Origin of the sequence: Kitasatospora sp. NPDC001527 (genome assembly GCF_040298605.1) — a bacterium.
Taxonomy (GTDB): Bacteria; Actinomycetota; Actinomycetes; order Streptomycetales; family Streptomycetaceae; genus Kitasatospora.
In genome coordinates this window covers 40,245-60,365 of the sequence record NZ_JBEPAM010000012.1, presented here as the reverse complement: position 1 = coordinate 60,365, position 20,121 = coordinate 40,245, and the positions used below count along the sequence as shown (strand labels likewise).

Sequence of the window (20,121 nt, the reverse complement as noted above, 5' to 3'; positions counted from 1 at the left end):
GCCGGGGCGCCGAGCCTGGTGACAGGGTGCCAGCCGGACCCGCGGCCCGACGAAAGGGCGAGGACAGACAGATGAGAGTGACCGTCGTCGGCGGCGGCATCGCCGGGCTGACCTGCGCCCTGAGCCTGCACGCCGCCGGCTTCGCGCCACGGGTGTACGAGGCGGCGCGGAAGGTCGAGGCGGTCGGCGTCGGCATCAACCTGCTGCCGCACGCCGTGCGGGAACTCTCCGAACTCGGCCTGGGGGGCGAACTGGCCTCCGTCGCCCTGCCCGCGCACCGGCTCAGCTACCGCGACCGGGCGGGCCGGACCGTCTGGGAGGAACCGCTGGGCCGCGCGGCCGGGTACCGGTGGCCGCAGTACTCCGTGCACCGCGGCCGGCTGCAGTTGCTGCTGCTGGCGGCGGTGCGCGAGCGGCTGGGACCGGACTCGGTCCGTACCGGCCTGCTGTTCCAGCGCTTCGAGCAGAGCGCGGACGGCGTGCGCGCCCACTTCCTGGACCGGTCGAGCGGTCTGCCCGTGGCCGACGACGCCGAGGTGCTGGTCGGCGCGGACGGCATCGACTCCGTGGTCCGCAGGCGCCTGTACCCGCACGAGAGCTCCCCACGCGGGAACGGCGTCCACATGTGGCGTGGAGTCGCACCGCACCCGCACGTCCTCGACGGCCGGTCGATCGTGGTGGCCGGAGGAACCCCCGGCGCGAAGTTCGTCGCCTACCCCATCGAGGACCCCGCGACCGCGGGCGCCGACGCCCTGGTGAACTGGGTGCTGGAGGTCCGGCACGGGCCGGCCGCCCCGCCTCCCGGCGGCCCCGGCCGCCGCGTCGGCGCGGACGAGGCCCGCGCCGGGCTGGCGTCGTGGAACCTGCCGTGGATCGACCTCGCCGCGCTCGCCGAACGCTCCTCGGCGGTCTTCGAGTACCCGATGACCGACCGCGACCCGCTGCCGCGCTGGAGCTTCGGGCGGGTCACCCTCCTCGGCGACGCCGCACACCCGATGTTCCCCATGGGCATGAACGGCGGCTCGCAGTCCGTCGTCGACAGCCGGGTGCTGGCCTGGTGCCTCGCCCGGGACGACGACGCCGAGGCCGCGCTCCGCCGCTACGACCGGATGCGCCGGCCGACTGTCAACGCGATCGTGCTGGCCAACCGGGACCTGGGACCGGAGAAGACCATCGCGCTGGCCGAGGAGAACAGCGGGGCGCTGCCCGCCGGGGAGGCCGAGAGGATCGCGACCCGCTACAAGCGGCTGGCCGGAGCCACCGTGACCGAGGTCAACACCCACCCGTCCTGGACGGTCCCCGCCGTCGCCGCCGCCCGGGAACGAAACCGTGGGTGAGAGAGCGGCACTCGCGGCGCGGGAACCTCACACCGCTTCGGCGAGGGCGCTACGCCTCAAGGGTCTTCGCGGCGTCGCGGATGACGTCGAGGACGAAGTCGGGGTGCGAGAGCATCGGCACGTGGCTGCTGTCGACGGCGTAGGTCTTGGCGCCCATGCGCTCGGCGGCGGCCCGCTCCAGCTCCGGGTTCACGGTGCGGTCGTTGTTCGCGACGATGTACCAACTCGGCTTCGTGCGCCAAGCGGTGCCGGGGACCTGCTGGTCGAACAGGTCGGGGACCGGCACGGCACCCGTCGCGAGGACGAGCTTCTGCTCGGCTTCCGGCAGATCGCCGCAGAAGTCGCCGATGCCCGACTCCAGCAGCCAGATGCGGCCGTCGGCGACGTCGATGTGATCGAAGACGGGTGTGCGGGCGAACTTGTCCTGCTGGTCCTGCGAGGTCTCCTCCTCGCTGGGGGCGAGCGCGGCGATGTAGACCAGGGCACCCACCCGGTCGTGGGTGCCGGCCTTGGTGATCAGGGTGCCGCCGTAGGAGTGGCCGACGAGCACGACCGGACCGGGGACGTGATCGATGGAGCGGGTCACGCATGCGACGTCGCCCTCGAGGGAGTCGAGTCCGTGCTGCGAAGCGGACACCTGGTGGCCCTCGGCCTGGAGCGCGGGGATGAGCTTGTTGAAGCACGACCCGTCGGCCCAGAGTCCGTGGGCGAAAACGATGCTGGCCCTGCCGGCCATGATCTTCCTCCTTCGTGGACATCAAGCCATGACGGCATGACTTCACTGCGTATCGACACTATGACTCATCGCAGTGGGCCGCGCCCGCCGAGTCGGCCGACGCGGCCGTTCCGGGGGCGAGCGCGCTGTTCCCCGCAGCTGCCGGGGTGTGGGCATGAGGACTGCCCGGCCTCGTCCACCTGGCGGGCTACGCCGCCGTCAGCGCTCCACCGTCATTTCGCGCAGCCCCTCACGGGGGAAGAACGGCAAGGTCGACCGCAGGCCGGCGCGCGCACTTGCCGAGCGGCTCTCGGGAACGCCCCCGGGACGGTGGGCCGAACGGACCCCCGGAGGCCCGGGGCCGCCGATGAGGGGACGGACCCGGGCCGTGGCCGTGTCAGCCGACCGACCTGGCGGCGTCGTGGATGAGGTCGGCCACAACGCCGGGGTGGCTGAGCATCACGACGTGCGAGGAGGTCGGCGCTTCGACGACCTTGCGGGCGTTGGCGCGGGCGTACATCCAGCGCTCACACGCCGGCGGGATCGCCTTGTCCCGGCCGGCGACCAGGCCCCAGACCGGGATCGTCCGCCAGGCCGCGGCCGTCGTCGGGTAGGTGAACGAGTCGGCGTCGAACGGCCGTTGGGTGGCCTGGAGGATCCGGAAGTCGGCCTTGGAGAGGTCCGCGGCGAAGGCCGCCTGACCGTCCTTGCCCAGGTAGAACTCGGTCCCCCTCGTGCCGTCGGCCTTGGTGTACGGCACCGGTACGCTCACCGGGAGGACCTCGCTCCCCGGGAACTTCCCGATGAGTTCGCCCTGCGTCTCACCCACGTCGGGCACGAACGCGGCGACGTACACCAGGGCCTTGACGTTCGCCTTCCCGGCGGCGGCGTTGGTGATGACCGTTCCGCCCATGGAGTGGGCGACCAGCACGACCGGTCCGGCGATGCTGTCCAGCAGGCCGGCGATGTAGGGCGCGTCGGTCGGAATGCCGCGAAGCGGGTTGGATCCGCAGACCGTGGGGTAGCCCCTGCGTTGCAACTCGCCGATGGTGGCGTTCCAGCACGACGAGTCGGCGTAGCCGCCGTGGACCAGGACGATGGTGGGCCGCGCTCCCGGCCTCCGCTCTCCGGCGCTGTCGGTCTCGGCGGCGGCTGCCTCTCCGGCGCCCGTCGACAGGGCGGCCGACCCTGCCAGCGCCGCTCCCGCGGCCAGTACCGTCCGGCGGGTGATTTCCGTACTCATGGGACTCCTCCTGGGTGGGGGCGGGGGACCACCGGGCCGGCGTCAGCCGCGCGCGGCCCGCTTGATCAGATCTGCGGTGGCGGCGGCCTGCGAGAGGTACACCGAGTGGCTGCCGGGTACCTCGACGGTGGTGGCACCGATCCGCTCGGCCATCGCGCGCTGGGCGGGCGGCGGGATCATCCGGTCGTCGGCGGCGACGAGGTACCAGGACGGCTTGAAGCGCCAGGCGGGCCGGGACACCGCGCCGTTGAGGGCCTCCAGGCCCCAGGGGACCTGGGAGTCGGCCATGAACCGGGCCCGGGCCTGCGGCAGGTCACCGGCGAAGGCTTCGGGGAACGCGTCCCGGTCCAGGAGGAGGAAACCCTCGACCGGCGGCAGGATGGGCGGCACCGGTGCCCCCGGCGGCGGGTCGGCGATCAGGGTGGCGACCGACTCTCCCTGGTCAGGGGCGAACGCGGCGATGTAGGCCAGCGCCCTGACCTTCTCGTGGGTGCCCGCCTCGGTGATCACCGCGCCACCGTAGGAGTGTCCGACCAGGGTGACCGGACCGGGCATCCCCTCGATCACGTGGCGGGTGACGTCCGCGTCGCCCTCCAGGGAGAAGGTGGGGTTCTGGACGACGGCCACGTCGTAGCCGTCGTCCTTCAGCACGTCGTAGACGCCCTGCCACCCGGAGCCGTCCACGAAGCCTCCGTGGACGAGTACGACACTGCCGCGTGCCTGATCCATCGTTCCTCCAGCCGCCTGTGGAACCGGGTGCCCGGCCCCGCAGGCGACGGTAGGGGCGCCGGCGGAGCGGCCGCTCCCGTCAAATGACGTAGGGGCGCCGGCGGGCCGGCCGAGGCGGACCGGAGGACCGACACCGCCCGTCCGCACCTGCTTCCGCCCTGGCTCGCGGACATTCCCCGCGGCTTCAATGGAGGCATCCGGAACGCCCGAGGTGGAGGCACGGCATGAGGGACGAATCGGCCCCGGACACGACACCGGACGACCCGCCCGGGTCGCTGGTCGGCCGGTCACCGGACCTGGCCCGGTTCGACGAGTTCATCGCCGCCGTCCCGGAATCGGGCGGGTCCGTGGTGCTGTTGGGCGAGCCCGGGGTGGGCAAGACGGCGCTGCTGGGCGCCGTCGCCGGCAGGGCGACGGCCCAGGGGATCCAGGTCCTGCGCGCCACCGGCGTCCAGTACCGCGCCCGAACGAGCTACTCGGCCCTGTCACAGCTGCTGACGGCCACGCACGAGCTGCGTCGCGCCGCGACCGGGGCTCCTGCCCTGGCCACGGTTCTGGGCATCGAGCCGGGGATCGTCCCCGGCCCTGACGCGGTCGCCGAGGCCGTGGTCCTGCTCCTCAAGAGCATGTCCGACCACCGGCCGGTCCTGCTGGTCCTCGACGACGTGCAGTGGCTGGACCGTTCCAGCGCCGCGGTCCTGGAGCGGGTCGCACGCCGACTCCCGGGGAGCGGCGCGGGGTTGGTGTGCGCCGCCAGAGCCGGGGAGGAGGGCTTCTTCGACCACGGCGGACTACCGGTCCACGAACTGGGCCCGCTGAGCCCGGCCGACTCCGAGGCGCTGCTGACCCGCCGGTTCCCGGCGCTGGCCGCCCGCGTCCGCCGTCGGCTGATCGCCGACGCCGAGGGCAATCCCCTGGCCCTGCTGGAACTCCCCGCGGCCCTGACCGACCCTCAGCGCACCGCGGCCGCGCCGCTCCCGCGGAGCATCCCGCTGACCCAGAGGCTGCAGGCGGCCTTCGCCGCCCGGGTCAGGACCCTGCCGGCCCCGACCCGGCACCTGTTGCTCGTCGCGGCGCTGGAGGGCAGCGGCAACCTCCAGGTGGTGCGACGCGCCGTGGCCGGCCGGTGCGGTCTGAAGCACCTGGCGCCGGCCGAGCGCGTGCGGCTGGTCCACATCGACGACGCCACCGGCCGGTTGAGCTTCCGACACTCGCTGATCCGCTCGGCCGTGGTCGACCTGGCCTCCAGTGACCAGCGGCGCGGCGTGCACCGCGCGCTGGCCGAGGCGTGGACCGGTGTGCCCGAGCAACGGGTCTGGCACCTGGCGCAGGCCTCGATCGGCCCCGATGCGGAGATCGCGGCCCTCCTGGAGGAGGTCGCCGAGGTCAGCGCCCGCCGCGGCGACGGGCCGAACGCGGTGGAGGCCCTGGTCCGCGCCGCCGGGCTGAGCCCGACCGGGGCGGAGCGCGCCCGTCTGCTGGCCGGCGCGGCGTACGTGGGCGCCAGCCTGACGGGAGGCCTGCGCGAGGTCCCCCGTCTGCTGGAGGACGCCCGTGAGGCGGACCCCGACGCCGACTCCCTCCCCCAGGCGATGGCGGCCTCGGTGTTCCTGCTCAACAGCTACGGTGATGTCGACACGGCCTTCCGGCTGCTCGGCGGGGCCATCGAGCAGCGACGGTCGGCCCGCAGCCCGGACGCGGCCCTGCCGGAGGCGCTGGCAGCGCTGCTCATGGTCTGCGTCTACGGCGGGCGTGCCGAGTTGTGGGCGGACTTCGACGTTCTGGCGGACGGACTCGACCCCGTGCCGGACACCCTCCACCTCATGCGGACCGTCTTCGGGGACCCGGCAAGGGCCCGGCCGTCGGACTGGGCGCGGCTCGACGCCGCGGCCGCGGCACTGACCACCGAGCGGGACCCGGTCCGGATCCTGAAGGTGGGCACCGCCTGCGCCTACGGCGACCGCCTGGGCCTGGTCGAGGAGTCGCTGCGGCGCATGGCAGCCGGGGGCGGCCGGGGCGAGAACATCCTCCCGGCGATCCAGGCCCTGTCCCTGCTGAGCAGCCACGCCTGGTTCTCCGGACGGTGGTCAGAGGCGCGGCGCCTCTGCCGTGAGGCGCTGGACCTCTGCGAGGAGTTCGACTGTCCGCTGCGATCCTGGACGGCGACGTTCACCCTTGGCTGCGTGTCCGCGGCCTGCGGCGACTTCGACGCCGCCCGCGCCTGCGCCGACCGGATGGACCAGTGGGCCGGCTCCCGGCGGGCCGAAGCAGTACGCCGGTACGCCGCGCAGGTCCGGGCGACGATCGCCCTGGCGCAGGGCGAGTTCGAGCAGGCGAACCGGCACCTGAGCGTCATCTCCGCACCGGGAACACTGGCGCCCTTCGTCGGACAGGCCCTGTGGGTCTTCCTCGACGCCGCCGAGGCCGCGGTGCGCACCGGACGACGCGACCGGGCGCTGAACCACGTGGCCGCCGCACAGGCCGCAGGCCTGGACACGGTCTCGCCGCGGCTGAGGATGGTCGTGCTCGCCGCAGCCGGTCTCGCCGCCCCGGACGACGACGAGGCCGTGGCGCGGTACCGGGAAGCGCTGGCGGTCGGCGGATCCGAGCGCTGGCCGTTCGAGCAGGCCCGGATCCGCCTCTACTACGGCGAACGCCTGCGCCGGGCCAAGGCCCCCGCGCAGGCCCGGCACCACCTGGCTGCCGCGAGGGAGGCCTTCGGCTGGCTCGGCGCCGCCCCCTGGGCCGAGCGCGCCGGCGCGGAACTGCGCGCCTGCGGCGCCCCGGCCCGCGGCGCCGGCGACCGCGGCCCGCTAACGCCGCAGCAGTGGGAGATCGCCAGCCTCGCCGCCCTCGGACTGTCCAACAAACAGATCGGCGCCAGGCTCTACCTCTCCCCCCGCACCGTTTCCACCCACCTCTACCAGGCCTTCCCCAAACTCGGCATCACCAGCCGGGCCTCCCTCCGCGACGCGCTGGAGGGAGTGGAACGCCCGCCTCGCTGACCGCCGACGGACGGATGCTCCCGATCAACCGCTCTTCGACGCAGGAGCGCCAGCTGGTGCTGGAGCCGGGCCACCACCGTCGGAGGGTCGTCGGAGGACGGAGTGCGTCGGCCGTTCGGACTCAAGGAGCGGCCGTCCCCACGAGGCCGGGCCACCGGGCTCGCGGGGACGGTCAGGGCATCCGGCGGTTTCCACCTTCGAACCCGGCTGCCGGCGGGACCCACGCGCCCAAGCCCGGACCAGCGGGTCAGAGCTCGGCGTGGTTCCAGTCGCCGGTGGAGCTGACCTGGCTGGTGACACCGATCAGCATCGCCATCCAGCGCTGCACGTCGCCGAAGGAGTAGAACATGCCGACCCCGGTGACGTTGACCGGCGGCGTGTTGGGGTTGTTGCTGACGTCGTAGGCGTACCGGGAGATCTGGTCCCAGGAGTTCTCCAGGTACTGCTGCCGCTCGGGGAGGCCCTGGTACACCGGCCGGTTGCCGCCCTGGATGTCCCGGGTGACGCCGTAGACGTCCCAGAACCGCGCGGCCTCGGAAGTGAACTGGATCATGAACATCAGCGACCTGGCGACGTTCTGCTGGGCGGCGCCGTACGGGTAGCCCGTGCTCGCGAGGTTGTCGATCGAGGCCGTGAGGTCGTTCCACCCGATCGGCATCGACTCACGGCCGCGGCCCGCGGCCTGCCGCATGGCGTTGTAGTTGGAGCCGAAGGACAGCTGGCTGAGGCTGTGGTTCGGGGGCAGCAGCGGGTGGCCGCTCAGGGCCTGGAAGAGGTTGGGGAAGTCCGTGAAGTCGTTGAAGAAATAGGTCGTCCCGTTGGCCTGGCTGGTGAAGCCCCGCAGGTACAGGTCGTGCGGCGTGACCCAGAGCCACACCGTGCGGCCGTCCGGCGAGGTGAGGTCGATGCGGATCAGCCGACTGGTCGGCTGCGACTGGGTCTGCCAGACGCCGTTGCGGTACTCGTGCCCGGCGGCCTGCCGCAGGCTGTTGACGAAGGCGGCGTAGTTGTTCTGGGCGGAGGAGCCCGGCGAGCCCAGGTTCAGCCAGACGTGACCGATGTCGTGGTCGTTCACGTCGGCCCGGGCTGGACCCGGTGCCAGGAGAGAGGTCGCGAGTGCGATGAGAAGCGCCGCGAACACGAGGACGCGGCGGTGCAGCGGGCGGGTGGTGGACGAATCGGAGACTTCCGTGAGCATCTCGGTTCCCTTTCGAGGATGGGCGAGGGGACGGGAACCGGCCAGCGGCCGGTTCCCGTCCCCTGGGCGCTGCGTGGTTCCGATGAGTGAGCGGGAACACTGCGGCAGCATCGTCCTCGCCGACGGAGGCGTCGTGGACGGTTCCGGTTCCGGGTCCGATGCGGCCGCCGATTTCAGGTCCTCCCGCCTACGCCAAGAACATGACGGTGCGCCAGCCACACCATAGGAACGCTCCGCAGGCAGTCGCTTCCGTCATTTGACGTAGTTCGGCTGGCTCCGGGCGCCTTTGTCCAGTCGTGCGCGTCACGCAGGGCGGCGCGGAGAGTCACCCCGAGCTTCGGGAAGCACTGAAGGAGGCGTGTGGAGTCCATACGCGGTGAGAGGAACGGCCGTTCTCCGATCTCCCCGCCAGCGAGGCCGGGCACGGCCAGCGGCACCGCGCCTCTGCCAGCCTCAGGGACCGCGACATGCGCGAGCCGGGAACGCGGCGGCGCCCCACCGAGGGGACTGACTCACCATCAGAAAAGTCAGCAAAGAGTCAGCATTAAGCTGATCAAACCCTGCGGCACACAGTGACACCTGAGAATCAGGGCAGCCCCGATTTCCGCGCGCTCCTCGAATCGGGAATCGGCGGACCGGTACCTTGCGCCAACGGCCCCAGCCGCCTGAAGTAGCCGACCAGCAGTAGAGCAGCGAACGTCATATGCGCCGCGTCTCCGCAGGTCAGCGCACTCGTCCACGCGCCTTCAGTGGGATGTCGGGGAGCTCCGGCGCCCGCAGCCGGGCCCCGTCGTAGCCGTGCACTTCACCGAAGCGAATTCCCTTCTCCCAGTCGTTTCGTGCCTGTACGATCTCGTCACCGGATCGGCCGATGAAGTTCCACCACATGACGAGTTTCTCGGCGAAGGGTTCGCCGCCGAGGAGGAGGAAGGCGGCGTCGGTGGGGGCGTGGAGGGGGAGTTCGCGGCGGCCGGTGCCGAGGTAGAGCATGGAGCCGGGGCCGAGGCGGACGCCGTCGACGTCGGTGGTGCCGGACATGGTGAGGACGGCGTACTCGAAGTCGGGGTCGAGGGGCAGGCGCAGGCCGGTGCCGGCGGTGAGGGTGAGGTCGGCGCCGACGAGGGGGGTGTGGGTGGTGCCCGGGGAGGTGGCGCCGTCGAGGGTGCCGAGGATGACGGTGGCGTGCAGGCCCGGGGCGGTGACGGTGGGTAGCTCGGCGTGGTGCTCGAAGGCGGGCTCGCGGTGGCGGTGGGCGTCCGGGAGGGCGACCCAGAGCTGGGCGCCGTGCAGGAAGCGGGCGTGCGGGCGGGGGGACTCCTCGCTGTGGGAGATCGCCCGGCCGGAGGTCATCAGGCCCAGCTCGCGCGGGCGCACCGTCCGCAGGCTGCCCAGGCTGTCGCGGTGCAGCACCTCACCGGCGTGCAGCCAGCTGACCGTCTGGAGACCCATGTGCGGGTGCGGGGGCACCTGCATGCCCGGCTCGTCCGCGATGTCGTCCGGACCGTAATGGTCCACGAAGCACCACGCGCCCACCATCCGCCGGCCGAGGTTCGGGAGGAGACGGCGGACGACGGTGCTGCCGCCGAGGGCGGTCTCGCGCGGGGCGAGGAGTTCGTGGACGGCGCCGCCCGGGGTGTCGGCGCGGCCGCCGCGCACGGTCGGAGCGGCGGTGACGAGGTCGGATTCAGCCATGGTGGGCCCCGTTTCCGGAGGTCGAGGCGCGCGGGGCGGCCGGGACGATGGGGGTGCCGGCGGAGACGGCCCGGGTGACCGGGGTCCGGTCGGCGATGTCGAGCAGGCGGGCGCGCTGGGCGTCGTCGAGGTCGCCGATCAGGTCGATCCGCCGGGTGATGCGGACGGCCTTCTCCGGGCCCTTCTCGTAGCCGAGGTGGACGCGCACGGTGGTCAGCGGCCACTGCTTGCGCTGGGCGTACATCCGCAGGGTGATCGCGGTGCAGGAGCCGAGCGCGGAGAGCAGCAGGCCGACCGGGGTGGTGGCGGTGTCGGCGCCGCCGGCCGACTCGGGCTCGTCGGCGGCCAGCTGGTGGCGGCCGGAGCGGATGTCGACGCGGTAGTCGTCGGCGGTGCTGGTGGCGACGGCGCCCGCCGCGCGGACGAACTCCGGCCCGGCGGCCGGGACCGCGCCGGTCGCTTCGGCGGTCACAGGCCGAACCGCTCGCGCTTGGCGGCCGGGACGAGGTCGTGGTACTCGGGGTGCTTGGTGAGCCAGCCCCGGATGAACGGGCAGTACGGGAGCACGGCCAGCTCGTTGGCGCGGGCGTCGTCGAGCGCGGCGCGGGCGAGGATTCCGCCGAGGCCCTGGCCGCCGAATCGCGGGTCGATCTCGGTGTGGATGAAGGCGATCTCGTCCTCGTAGCGGTGATACTCAGCGAAGCCGGCGAGCTCCCCGTCCGAGGTGATCTCGTAACGGGACTTCTCGGGGTTGTCGGCGACGGCGATCGTGCTCATTTCGTCCTCCTGGGGGTCGGGCCCTGGCGTCGGAAGTAATTTAGCATTCAACTAATGAGCGATCAAGACCGCCCGGCGCGAACCGGGCGGTGGGGCGGTCAGGAGAGCGTGATCGGCGGGGGCAGGGGGTGGCAGCCGTCCCAGGACGCGATCTGGCCGGGCGGGCAGGAGGTGGGGCGCGGCGGGACGGTCCCCTGGTCCGGGCCGGGGCTCTCGGGCGGGTCGGCGGTCGGCTTGGGGGCCGGCTTCGGGTCGGCGGGCGGGGGCACCGGCGGGGCCGGCGGCTGGACGGGCGGGGCCGCCGGGGCGGAGGGGATCTCGGGCACCGGCTCCACGGCGTCCGAGCCGCTCATCGCCCAGCCGTCCGCGCCCACCAGGGCCGCCGTGCACACGCCCGCCGCGACGCCGATCGCGATGCGGCGGCGCCGGGGCGTTCTCCCGTCCGGATCCGGATCCTGTGACTGCGCCTGCTTCCGCAGCTGGTCTTCCCGCACCGCGCCCCGCCCTGTTCGATCTTCGTTCGGATGTGCGCGGATGCTAGCAGCGGGCACCGTCACTCCCCCGCGAGCGCCGCAGGCCCGGCGCGAGCAGCGCGGTCACGGCCAGCGAGGCGGCGGCGGTCCCGGCCATGGCGGTGGTGGCCGAGGTCGCCTCGGCGAGCGCGCCCGCCGCCGCCGCGCCGGCGCCCTGCAGGGCGACCATGCCGGACCCGTGCAGGCCGAGCGCCTGCCCGCTCAGCTCGGGCGGCGTCAGCGCCACCAGCCGCTCCTGGAGCAGCAGCCCCGCCGCGTACCCGACGGTCGCCACCGCGACCAGCGCGGCCGCCTGGGGCAGCGCGGGCTCCAGCGCGAAGCCCAGGTACGGCGCGGCGAGCAGCGCGCAGAGCGGTACGGCCAGCCGCTCCCGCCACCGGGCCGGCAGAAACCGTCCGGCGAGCACGTCCCCGACCAGCATGCCGAGCGCCCCCACCGCGAACAGCAGACCGGCCGCCTCCGGGCGATAGGGGACGTAGAGCGCCTCGACGCCCACGATCAGGCCGTTGGGCACCCACAGCGCCAGGTAGACGTACCGGCGCGGCGCGGAGGACCAGAGCCTCGCGTTGACCCGCCAGGTGCCGCCGACGGACGGCCGGCCGGCGGCCCTGGGCGGGCGCGGGCGCAGTCCGGCGCGGGCGGTGCCCGCGGCCAGCAGGTGCAGGGCGGCGGCCGTGAGCAGCGCGCCGGACGGCGCGAGCGCGGCCACCAGCGCCCCGCCGACGGCGAAGGCGCCGATCTGGACCAGGCCCGCCGCCAGGTTGAGGGCGGAGCGCCCCACCAGGTAGCCGTCCTGGCTGAGGAGTTCGTGCAGCAGCCCGTAGCGCACCCCGCCGCCCGCCGCGCCCGCCACGCCGAAGGCGAGCAGGACCGGGAACAGCGCCGCCACCGGGAGCCCGGGCAGCGCCTGGACGCCGGTGCCGGCGGCGAGCAGCAGGCCCAGCCCGGTCAGCGCGGCGCGCGGCGGGAGCCGGTCGGCGGCCGACAGCACGGTGACCGCCCCGAGCAGGTGGGCGAGGGCCGGGCCGAACATGGCGAGCGAGGCGAGCAGCGGCGATCCGGTCCGCCGGAACACCAGCACGCCCAGCGCCAGCCCGGCCACCGTCTGGGCGGCCGTCTGGGCGGCGGAGTACAGGAACAGGGCGGTGAACTCGCGCCGGCGGAACAGCTCTCGGTAGGTGCGCATGCGGCGGAGTCTTTCCGGCGCGGCCGGCGCGGCGTTAGGTTTTCGCCGGGCGGCGAAACGTGGGCGAACCGCGCAGGTGAACGGCGGCGAGGGGCAGGGGCGATGGGCTGGTGGCGGCTGGACGCGGACACCCTGGCGGGGAGCCGGTTCGTGCTCTCCCCGCTGGCCGAGACGGTCGCCGCGCTGAAGACGCTGCACCGGGGCGGCGGCGCCCACCCGGGCGAGCGGCGCTGGCTGGACGCCGCACTCCCCCGCTACCGGGAGCGCCTGGCCGCCGACCCGGTCACCGCCGCGGTGGTCCGGGCCGCGCTGGGCCCGCGCTGGAACGCGACCTTCCTCACCCCGACGCCGGGAGCCGAGCAGCACCGCGCGGACGGCCCCCGCACGGGCGGCCCCCGCACGGATGGGGCGCTGTTCGCCCGGGAGCTGGCGGAGGTCCGGGCGACGCCGCCGGCCGTCGCCCGGGCCGATCTGGCCGAGACCCTGGGCGGCCCGCTGCCGTCCCCGCTGCACCGTGACGACCTCGCGGAGCGCGCCGCCGGCCTGCTGGCCTGGGTGTGGACGGAGACCGTCGAGCCGGGCTGGGCGCGGCGCCGGCGGATCATCGAGGCGGACGTGCTGGCGCGCACCGCCCGGCTCGGCGCGGGCGGCTGGGCGGACGCGCTGAGCGACCTGCGGCCGGGGATGCGCTGGCTCGGCGGAGACCGCCTGGGGATCGGCCACCGGGACGACGGACCGGAGCCGCTGGACCTCACCGGGGTGCGGTTGCTGTTCGTCCCGGTCACCCCGCAGCAGAGCTGGCTGTGCTGGGACGTGCCGCCGGTCGACGGACGGCGGCGCGCGGCGCGAGGCAGCCGGTACGCGGTGGTCTACCCGTGCTCGGGCGTGCTGGCCGAGGAGGGCCGTCCCCCGGTGCCGGGGGCGCTGGCCGCCCTGCTGGGGCCGGGCCGGGCCGAGCTGCTCACCCTGCTCGACGCGCCGAAGACCACCAGTCAGCTGGTCGCGCTGACCGGGCTGCCGCTCGGTTCGGTGGGCCGCCATCTGCGGATCCTGCGCGAGTCCGGGCTGGCGCTGCGCCGCCGGGCGGGCCGCTCGGTGCTGTACCACCGCACGCCGGCGGGCCAGGTCCTGCTGGACGCGGCACCGGACGGGGGCGGGCGGCGCTGAACCGGTCGGCCCGGGGGCCGACGGCGGCGGAACGACAGGACGACGGGACGGCGGAACGACGGGACGGCGGAACGACGGGACGGCGGAACGACGAACCACGTCGCCCCGCCGCCCGCCGGTTGCTACCCCTCCGCCAGCGCCCGCGCCCGGACCGCGCGGCGCAGCGTGTCCAGCCGGTCCACCAGCCCGCGCCGGGCCGCCGCGGTGAGGTCCGGGTCGGCCAGGCAGGCCTCGGCCGCCCGCACTGTCCGTTCGGTGGCGGCGAAGACGGGGAAGCCGACCGCGGTGAGCACCCGCGCCAGCGCGGGTCCGCGGCGGGCCGCGGCCGGCCCCAGCTCCGTGAAGTAGCGCACGGTCAGCTCGTCCAGCAGGTCGGCCTGCTCGGGCTGCCACAGGCCTTCGGCGGTGGCACTCGCCAGGTAGTTGGAGAGCTCGCCGTGGAACAGCGCCTGCCAGGCGGCCTCCTTGGCCCCCGGGTCGGGCAGTGCGGCGCGGCAGCGGGCGGCGCCCTCCTCGCCGGTGCTGCTGGGGTCGGCGGCGAGCGCGGCGGCGATCTCCGGCTCACCCGCGGCGCCGTGCACGCACAGCCGCAGCAGCAACAGCCAGCGCAGGTCCGGGTCGAGCTCCGGGCCGCCGGGTACCGTGCCGGCCGCCAGCCAGTCGCGCAGTTCGGCGGTCCGCGTGTCGTCGGCGGTGCCGATCAGGCCGCGCACGGCCACCAGGCGCAGACCGGTGCGGTCCGGCTCACTACGGTCCTGCTCACCACGGTCCGGCTCACCGCGCTCCGGCTCGCCGTCGGTGCGCCGCAGCAGGCTCCGGCAGACCCCGGCCAGTCCGGCCAGCGCCGCCGGCCGCCCGGCCGGCGGCACCGCGCAGTCCACGACGAACCCGCGGGCGAAGGAGAGCACCGCGTCCACCAGGTGCACCGAGCTCTCGCCGGGCAGGTGGGCGGCGACCAGCTCCAGGTACTCCCCCGGCGCCAGCTCCCCGTCGAGCACCTGGTCCCGGGCCGAGCCCCAGAGCACCGCCCGGGCCAGGTCCTCGGGCACGGCGCCGAGCGAGGAACGCACGGTCCGCCAGGAGCCGGGGTCGAGCCGGACCTTGACGAATCCGAGGTCCGTGTCGTTGGGCAGCGTCAGCTCGGCGGTGCCCGGCCGCGCCCCGGAGCCATCGGCCGGCAGGTCGAGCGGCACCCGGTCGGCGAGTTCCAGGCCGCCCCCGGCGGTGCGCCGGTAGTGGCCCACGGTCAGCCGGTGCGGGCGCAGGACGCCGTCGGCCGAGGTGTGCGCGATCCGGCCGTCGGTCACCCGCAGGGTGTCCACGCCGGTGGTGCGCAGCCAGCGGTCGGCCCAGCCGTGGACGTCGCGGCCGCTCGCCGCCGCCAGCGCCCGGAGCAGGTCGTCGAGGGTGGCGTTGCCGAAGGCGTGCGCGTCGACGTGGTCGTTGACGCCGGCCAGGAAGGCCTCCTCACCGAGCCAGGCGACCAGTTGGCGCAGGGCGGCGGCGCCCTTGGCGTAGGAGATGCCGTCGAAGTTCTGCAGCGCCTGGGCGGTGTCCTCCACCGTGGTGGGTGCCACCGGGTGGGTGGAGGGGCGCTGGTCGGCGTCGTAGCCCCAGGTCTTGCGGTTGGCGGCGAAGCCGGTCCAGGCACCGGTGAAGCGGGTGGAGGCGGCGGTGACGCGGTAGGCCATGTACTCGGCGAAGGACTCGTTGAGCCACAGGTCGTCCCACCACGTCATGGTGACCAGGTCGCCGAACCACATGTGCGCCATCTCGTGCACCACGACCATGGCCCGGTGCTCGCGTTCGGTGTCGGTCACGGCGGAGCGGAAGACGTAGTCGTCGCGCAGGGTGACGCAGCCCGGATTCTCCATGGCGCCGGCGTTGAACTCCGGTACGAAGCACTGGTCGTAGCTGTCGAAGGGGAAGCGGTGCCGGAAGGCCCGGTGGTAGTGGTCGAAGCCCTGCCGGGTGATCTCCAGCAGCTCGGCGGCGTCGGCGTCCAGATGCGCGGCGAGCGAGCGGCGGCAGTGCAGACCGAGCGGGATCCCGTCGTGCTCGGCGCGCACGGAGTGCAGCGGGCCGGCCACCACGGCGACCAGGTAGCTGCTGATCGGCGGGGTGGGCGCGAACTCCCAGCGGCCCGGCGAGACCTGGCGGCCCACGCCGTTGCCGACCACGGTCCACTGCTGCGGCGCGGTGACGCAGACCGTGTACCGCGCCTTGAGGTCGGGCTGGTCGAAGGAGGCGAACACCCGCGGGCCGTCGTCGAGGAAGGCCTGGGTGTAGACGTAGTCCTCGCCGTCGGCGGGGTCGGTGAAGCGGTGCATGCCCTCGCCGGTGTGCGAATAGGCCATGTCGGCCTCGACGGTGAGCTCGTTGTCGGCCGCCAGACCGGTCAGCGGGAAGCGCCCGGCCCGCAGCGCGGCGGCGTCCAGTTCGCGGCCGTTCAGCACCACCCGGCGGAGCCCGGACGGTTTGACGTCCAGGTACGTCCCCGCTCCCGGGGTGGTGCAGCCGAAGCGGATCACCGTGGTGGAGCCGAACACCTCCCGGCCGAGGGTCAGGTCGAGGTCGACGTGGACGGTGCGGACGTCGAGCAGCCGGTGGCGCTCGACGGCCTCGGCACGGGTGAGCACTGAGGTTTCGGACATACGGGTCATGCTGCTCCATCCGACGGCGGGCGGCACGCGCTTTTCGGCTCCGGGCGCGACGGCGGGCAGACGCCCGTGCCCCCGGCCACGGCCTGCCGGTACCGGGCGCACCGGGTGACGTCCTCGTGGTCGCAGGCGAGCGCGCACTCCAGGAGGTCGAGGGAGGCCCGCGCCGCCGCGATGCGGGCGCGCAGCGCCTGCGCCTCGGCACTCAGCAGGGCCCGGCGCGCGCCCGCGTCGCCGTCGGCGGCGACCAGGGCGCGGACGGCGTCGAGGGACAGCCCCGCCTGCTTGGCCCGCAGGATCACGGCCACCCGGGTGAGGTCGGCGGGGCCGTAACGGCGGCGGCCGGCGCCGTCGCGGGCCGGGGCGAGCAGCCCCACCGACTCCCAGTGGCGCAGGACGTGCGTGGCGAGGCCGAAGCGCCCGGCCAGCGCGCCGATGGCCATCGGCGCGTCCTCGTCGGTGTGCGGTGTCGGGGGCTCGGTTGACTTCATGTCGACATTAAGTCCCAGCATGGCGTGCATGACCAGTGAGCAGAGTCCTTCCACCACGCCGGACGACGAAGTACGGGACGCCGGCGGTCTCCTCGCGCGCCTCGACGCGGCCGACCGCCTCCCCGACGCCGAGCGGCTGCGCTTCCGCTCGTACGAGCTGCTCGGTGCCGGGCCCGGCGGCACGGTGCTGGACGTCGGCTGCGGCGCCGGGCGGGCGGTGGCGGAGCTGAACGGGCTCGGTGCCCGGGCCGTCGGGGTGGACGCGAACGCGCGCACGATCGCCGTCGCCCGCCGCCGGTGGCCCGCGGCGGACCTGCGGGTCGGCGACGCCGGTGACCTGCCGCTGCCGGACGCCTCGGTGGACGGCTACCGCGCCGACAAGGTGTTCCACGACCTGGACGATCCGCGGCGCGCGCTCGCGCAGGCCCGCCGGGTCCTGGTGACCGGCGGGCGGATCGTACTGGTCGGCCAGGACTGGGACACCGTGGTCGTCGACTCCGACGATCCGGTGCTCACCCGCGCCGTCGTGCACGCCCGCGCCGGGCTGACCGTCCGTCCGCGGGCCGCCCGCCGCTACCGCGCCCTGCTGCTGGACGCGGGGTTCGCGGACGTCGCGGTCGAGGTGCACACCCTCGTCCGGACCGGCCCGGCGGCGCTGCCGCTGCTCACCGGCCTGGCCGAGGCCGCCCGCGCGGCCGGCGCGCTCACCCGTGAGCAGGCGCAGGGCTGGACCGCCGAGCAGCGCGAACGGGCCGCGGCCGACCGTCTCTTCCTCGCGCTGCCGATGTTCCTGGCCTCGGCGACCGCACCCCGCTGAGCCGGGGGCCGGGTTCTACGACTCCTCGGCGGCGCGGCGGGCCGCCTTGACCCGTTCGGCGAGTTCGGCGGCGGGCAGGCGGCGGAGCGTGGTGCCGTGGCGGGCGGCCAGGTCGTCGGCGGGCCGCGGTGAGGTCTCGACGAGGTCGAGCACCAGCAGGCTGTGGCCCTCGTCCACCTCCTCGCTGAGCACGATCAGCCCGGCGCCGCCCTCGTGGTCGCGCCAGGTCTCGGCGGCGTTGCCGAGCGCCGTGCCGGCCGCCCAGCCCAGTAGGACGCCGATCGGGCCGCCGAGCACCCCGGCGAGGCCGCCGACCACGCCCGCGCCCACGGTCGGCGCGCCCGCCCCGCGCACCTGGCTGGCCGGGAAGTCGATGGTGCCGTCGGTCCGGCGCTCCACGATCGCGGACTGCCGCAGGCCCGGCAGGTGCGCGGCCTCGTCGAAGGCGGCGCGGCAGGCGGCGCGGTCGGTGAAGTCGAGCAGCAGGACATGGTGGTTCTCGCTCACCCGTCCAGCTTGGGCCCGGAGCGGGCCGCGCGCCCTGCGCTGGTGCACCGTCCGTGGCCGGGCCCGCCGCCGGCCGGCTCAGTCGGCGGCGAAGGTGCGGCGCACGTTCCCCTTGCTGTCCGCCAGCAGGTAGCCGCTGATGTGGTAGTCGTTGGAGAGGTAGACCCGGATGCTCGCCACACCGTCGGCCGACCAGGTGTCGATGAGCAGGTAGCGGCTGGTCGGGTTCGGCACGTTGAGGGTCTCACCGGCCTTCTTCAGCAGGGCGGGGACGGCGTCCCAGTCGTACTGCGCGAGGTCCACCGGCTTGTCCTTGCCCATCGAGGAGCCGGGGCGCTTGGTGACCTTGCCGTCCCGGTAGTCGTACCAGTCGTAGCCGCGGCCGTCGGCGGTGGGCACCTGGGCGCTGGCGTGCTCGGGGTGGACGGCGAGCTGTTTGACCTTGGTGCCGCCGCTCTGCGCGGTGATGGCCGCGACGACGGTGCGCACGCCGTCCGGGGTCACCAGGTCCTTGGGGGCGTTCGCCGGCGGCTTGGCGGTCGGGGCGGCGGAGGGGGCGGAGGGGGCGGTCGGGGTCGGGGTCGGGGTGGGGGGCGAGGTGGAGGTGGAGGTGGAGGTGGGCTTGGAGGCGGTACCGGTCGCGGGCGGCGCGGCGGGCGGGGTGGCGGACGGTGCGGCGGCCGGCCCGTTGGGGGCGCCGCCCTGGTCGGTCGCGCCGCCGGTGCCGTCCGGGCGCAGCGTCCAGGCGAGCACGCCCGCCAGGGCGACGCCGGCGACGGCGAGGGTGATCGTGGCGCCGGTCCGGCGGCGGGCGGGCGGCGGGGGCTCGGCGGGGGCGGCCGTGCCCAGGTACTGGGTCCCGGTGACGTCGGCGGGCCCGCCGCCCGGGAGGGGTGCGCCGCCGGGCCCGGGGAGATACGCCGCGCCCGGCGGGACGGCATCCTGGACGGGGTTCGGGACGGGGTGCGTGCCGGTGGACGGAGCCGCGTGCGGCGACCCGTACGGATCGGCGACCGGCGGGGGCGCCGGCGGCCAGTACGGCTGCGGCGCCATCGCCGCCGGACCGCCGAGCGCGCCCGGCTCGGCGGCGGCGAACGCCTGGTCGAGCTGCGCGGCGTCCGGCCGCACCGCCGGGTCACGGGCCAGCAGCGCGGCCAGCACCGGCCCCAGCGGCCCGCAGCGGGTCGGCGGCGGCAGCGGCTCGTCGAGGACGGCCGCGAGCGTGGCCAGCGTGGTGCCGCGGCGCAGCGGGTGGTGGCCCTCGACGGCGACGTACAGCAGCATGCCGAGCGACCACAGGTCGGAGGACGGGTTGCCCTCCTCGCCGCGGATCCGTTCCGGGGCTATGTACTCGGGCGAGCCGATCAGCGCGCCGGTGGCGGTGAGCGCGGTGGCGTCCTGCATCGCGGCGATGCCGAAGTCGGTGAGCACGGGGGTGCCGTCGGCGCGCAGCAGCACGTTGCCGGGCTTGACGTCGCGGTGCTGGATACCGGCCGCGTGCGCGGCGCGCAGCGCGGCGAGCACGCCGCGGCCGATCCGGGCGGCCTCGGGGACGGTGAGCGGACCGCGGGCGATGCGGTCGGCGAGGCTTCCGCCGGAGACCAGCTCCATGACCAGCCACGGGTGGGGGTGGCCGGGGGTGTCGACGATGTGGTGGATCACCGCGACGTTCGGGTGCTGGAGTCGGGCGAGCGCGCGGGCCTCGCGCAGCACGCGCTCGCGCAGTTCGTCGGCGGCGGTCGGGTCGGCCGCGGCCATCGCCGGGTCCTGCGGGCGGACCTCCTTGAGCGCCACCTCGCGGTGCAGCATGGTGTCGCGGGCGCGCCAGACCAGGCCCATGCCTCCGCCGCCGAGGCGTTCCAGCAGTTCGAAGCGGTTGTCGATGAGCCGCGTCTCCGGCCCCCCAGTGTTCATGCCGCACATGGTAGGGGCCGCCACCCACGGAGCGGCCGGCCGCCCGGGTTCGTGGGCCCGTTGACCGGGGTCGTGGGCCCCCTGACCGGTGCACCCTCCTGGGCGAGGCGGGAGGGCCTTCCGGGTGGCCGTGGCCGCAGCACGGTCCGC

Annotated in this window: 17 protein-coding genes; 4 read left to right on the top strand and 13 right to left on the bottom strand. The window is 74.8% G+C overall.

The features are described 5' to 3' along the window. Positions 1-71 precede the first annotated feature (71 nt). Complete coding sequence (locus tag ABT238_RS15190) at positions 72-1,337, top strand: FAD-dependent monooxygenase (protein WP_350568449.1); 1,266 nt, start codon at positions 72-74, stop codon at positions 1,335-1,337. Positions 1,338-1,386: 49 nt separating this feature from the next. Here ABT238_RS15190 and ABT238_RS15185 read toward each other — a convergent pair whose 3' ends face one another. The 3 genes from ABT238_RS15185 to ABT238_RS15175 all read right to left on the bottom strand — a co-directional run bounded on the left by ABT238_RS15185 (position 1,387) and on the right by ABT238_RS15175 (position 4,024). Continuing rightward, positions 1,387-2,073, bottom strand: a complete 687-nt coding sequence (locus tag ABT238_RS15185; RefSeq protein WP_350568452.1) for an alpha/beta fold hydrolase — start codon at positions 2,071-2,073, stop codon at positions 1,387-1,389. 376 nt (positions 2,074-2,449) lie between these two features. Next, a complete protein-coding gene (locus ABT238_RS15180; RefSeq protein WP_350568454.1) occupies positions 2,450-3,295 on the bottom strand; it encodes an alpha/beta fold hydrolase in 846 nt (281 codons plus the stop codon). Positions 3,296-3,337: 42 nt separating this feature from the next. After that, positions 3,338-4,024: an alpha/beta fold hydrolase gene (locus ABT238_RS15175; RefSeq protein ID WP_350568455.1), complete on the bottom strand. Its 687-nt coding sequence runs from the start codon at positions 4,022-4,024 to the stop codon at positions 3,338-3,340. Positions 4,025-4,248: 224 nt separating this feature from the next. Here ABT238_RS15175 and ABT238_RS15170 point away from each other — a divergent pair, with 224 nt between their 5' ends. Continuing rightward, positions 4,249-7,029: a helix-turn-helix transcriptional regulator gene (locus ABT238_RS15170; RefSeq protein WP_350757801.1), complete on the top strand. Its 2,781-nt coding sequence runs from the start codon at positions 4,249-4,251 to the stop codon at positions 7,027-7,029. A 247-nt stretch (positions 7,030-7,276) separates the two neighbouring features. Here ABT238_RS15170 and ABT238_RS15165 read toward each other — a convergent pair whose 3' ends face one another. From ABT238_RS15165 to ABT238_RS15140, 6 genes are all read right to left on the bottom strand, one after another. Next, positions 7,277-8,227 (bottom strand): ribosome-inactivating family protein, encoded by a 951-nt coding sequence (locus tag ABT238_RS15165; protein ID WP_350757797.1) that lies wholly within the window; start codon positions 8,225-8,227, stop codon positions 7,277-7,279. Positions 8,228-8,950: 723 nt separating this feature from the next. Further along, complete coding sequence (locus ABT238_RS15160; RefSeq protein ID WP_350568460.1) at positions 8,951-9,919, bottom strand: pirin family protein; 969 nt, start codon at positions 9,917-9,919, stop codon at positions 8,951-8,953. Next, positions 9,912-10,391 carry an OsmC family protein gene (locus ABT238_RS15155; RefSeq protein ID WP_350568461.1) on the bottom strand — a complete coding sequence of 160 codons (480 nt, stop codon included), beginning with the start codon at positions 10,389-10,391 and terminating at the stop codon, positions 9,912-9,914. The genes ABT238_RS15160 and ABT238_RS15155 overlap by 8 nt, the downstream gene beginning before the upstream one ends. After that, complete coding sequence (locus ABT238_RS15150; protein ID WP_350757792.1) at positions 10,388-10,747, bottom strand: GNAT family N-acetyltransferase; 360 nt, start codon at positions 10,745-10,747, stop codon at positions 10,388-10,390. The genes ABT238_RS15155 and ABT238_RS15150 overlap by 4 nt, the downstream gene beginning before the upstream one ends. A 47-nt stretch (positions 10,748-10,794) precedes the next feature. Beyond that, on the bottom strand, positions 10,795-11,190 hold the full coding sequence (locus ABT238_RS15145) for a hypothetical protein (RefSeq protein ID WP_350757788.1): 396 nt from the start codon (positions 11,188-11,190) through the stop codon (positions 10,795-10,797). A gap of 43 nt (positions 11,191-11,233) precedes the next feature. Beyond that, on the bottom strand, positions 11,234-12,415 hold the full coding sequence (locus tag ABT238_RS15140) for an MFS transporter (protein ID WP_350568465.1): 1,182 nt from the start codon (positions 12,413-12,415) through the stop codon (positions 11,234-11,236). Between the two features lie 102 nt (positions 12,416-12,517). Here ABT238_RS15140 and ABT238_RS15135 point away from each other — a divergent pair, with 102 nt between their 5' ends. Continuing rightward, a complete protein-coding gene (locus tag ABT238_RS15135) occupies positions 12,518-13,582 on the top strand; it encodes a winged helix-turn-helix domain-containing protein (protein ID WP_350568466.1) in 1,065 nt (354 codons plus the stop codon). A 122-nt stretch (positions 13,583-13,704) separates the two neighbouring features. On the opposite strand, the gene pepN is transcribed toward ABT238_RS15135, so the two are convergent. After that, positions 13,705-16,236, bottom strand: a complete 2,532-nt coding sequence (gene pepN / locus ABT238_RS15130) for an aminopeptidase N (protein WP_350757784.1) — start codon at positions 16,234-16,236, stop codon at positions 13,705-13,707. A gap of 5 nt (positions 16,237-16,241) precedes the next feature. Beyond that, positions 16,242-16,733, bottom strand: a complete 492-nt coding sequence (locus ABT238_RS15125) for a MerR family transcriptional regulator (RefSeq protein WP_350568469.1) — start codon at positions 16,731-16,733, stop codon at positions 16,242-16,244. Between the two features lie 28 nt (positions 16,734-16,761). On the opposite strand from ABT238_RS15125, the gene ABT238_RS15120 reads away from it, so the two are divergent. Beyond that, positions 16,762-17,550, top strand: a complete 789-nt coding sequence (locus ABT238_RS15120) for a methyltransferase domain-containing protein (RefSeq protein ID WP_350757781.1) — start codon at positions 16,762-16,764, stop codon at positions 17,548-17,550. Positions 17,551-17,565: 15 nt separating this feature from the next. Here the strand turns inward: ABT238_RS15120 and ABT238_RS15115 are convergent, their stop codons facing one another. Then, the gene (locus ABT238_RS15115) at positions 17,566-18,057 is read right to left on the bottom strand and encodes a histidine kinase (protein WP_350757777.1); all 492 of its coding nucleotides are present in this window, start codon (positions 18,055-18,057) and stop codon (positions 17,566-17,568) included. A 78-nt stretch (positions 18,058-18,135) separates the two neighbouring features. Then, positions 18,136-19,971, bottom strand: coding sequence for a serine/threonine-protein kinase (locus ABT238_RS15110; RefSeq protein ID WP_350757773.1), 1,836 nt, complete (start codon positions 19,969-19,971; stop codon positions 18,136-18,138). Between the last annotated feature and the right edge of the window lie 150 nt (positions 19,972-20,121).

Excerpts from the sequence above, each read along its gene's own strand:
- ABT238_RS15190 (WP_350568449.1), top strand. The coding sequence starts at position 72 with ATGAGAGTGACCGTCGTCGGCGGCGGCATCGCCGGGCTGACCTGCGCC.
- ABT238_RS15185 (WP_350568452.1), bottom strand. The coding sequence starts at position 2,073 with ATGGCCGGCAGGGCCAGCATCGTTTTCGCCCACGGACTCTGGGCCGAC.
- ABT238_RS15180 (WP_350568454.1), bottom strand. The coding sequence starts at position 3,295 with ATGAGTACGGAAATCACCCGCCGGACGGTACTGGCCGCGGGAGCGGCG.
- ABT238_RS15175 (WP_350568455.1), bottom strand. The coding sequence starts at position 4,024 with ATGGATCAGGCACGCGGCAGTGTCGTACTCGTCCACGGAGGCTTCGTG.
- ABT238_RS15170 (WP_350757801.1), top strand. The coding sequence starts at position 4,249 with ATGAGGGACGAATCGGCCCCGGACACGACACCGGACGACCCGCCCGGG.
- ABT238_RS15165 (WP_350757797.1), bottom strand. The coding sequence starts at position 8,227 with ATGCTCACGGAAGTCTCCGATTCGTCCACCACCCGCCCGCTGCACCGC.
- ABT238_RS15160 (WP_350568460.1), bottom strand. The coding sequence starts at position 9,919 with ATGGCTGAATCCGACCTCGTCACCGCCGCTCCGACCGTGCGCGGCGGC.
- ABT238_RS15140 (WP_350568465.1), bottom strand. The coding sequence starts at position 12,415 with ATGCGCACCTACCGAGAGCTGTTCCGCCGGCGCGAGTTCACCGCCCTG.
- ABT238_RS15135 (WP_350568466.1), top strand. The coding sequence starts at position 12,518 with ATGGGCTGGTGGCGGCTGGACGCGGACACCCTGGCGGGGAGCCGGTTC.
- pepN (WP_350757784.1), bottom strand. The coding sequence starts at position 16,236 with ATGTCCGAAACCTCAGTGCTCACCCGTGCCGAGGCCGTCGAGCGCCAC.
- ABT238_RS15125 (WP_350568469.1), bottom strand. The coding sequence starts at position 16,733 with ATGAAGTCAACCGAGCCCCCGACACCGCACACCGACGAGGACGCGCCG.
- ABT238_RS15120 (WP_350757781.1), top strand. The coding sequence starts at position 16,762 with ATGACCAGTGAGCAGAGTCCTTCCACCACGCCGGACGACGAAGTACGG.
- ABT238_RS15110 (WP_350757773.1), bottom strand. The coding sequence starts at position 19,971 with ATGAACACTGGGGGGCCGGAGACGCGGCTCATCGACAACCGCTTCGAA.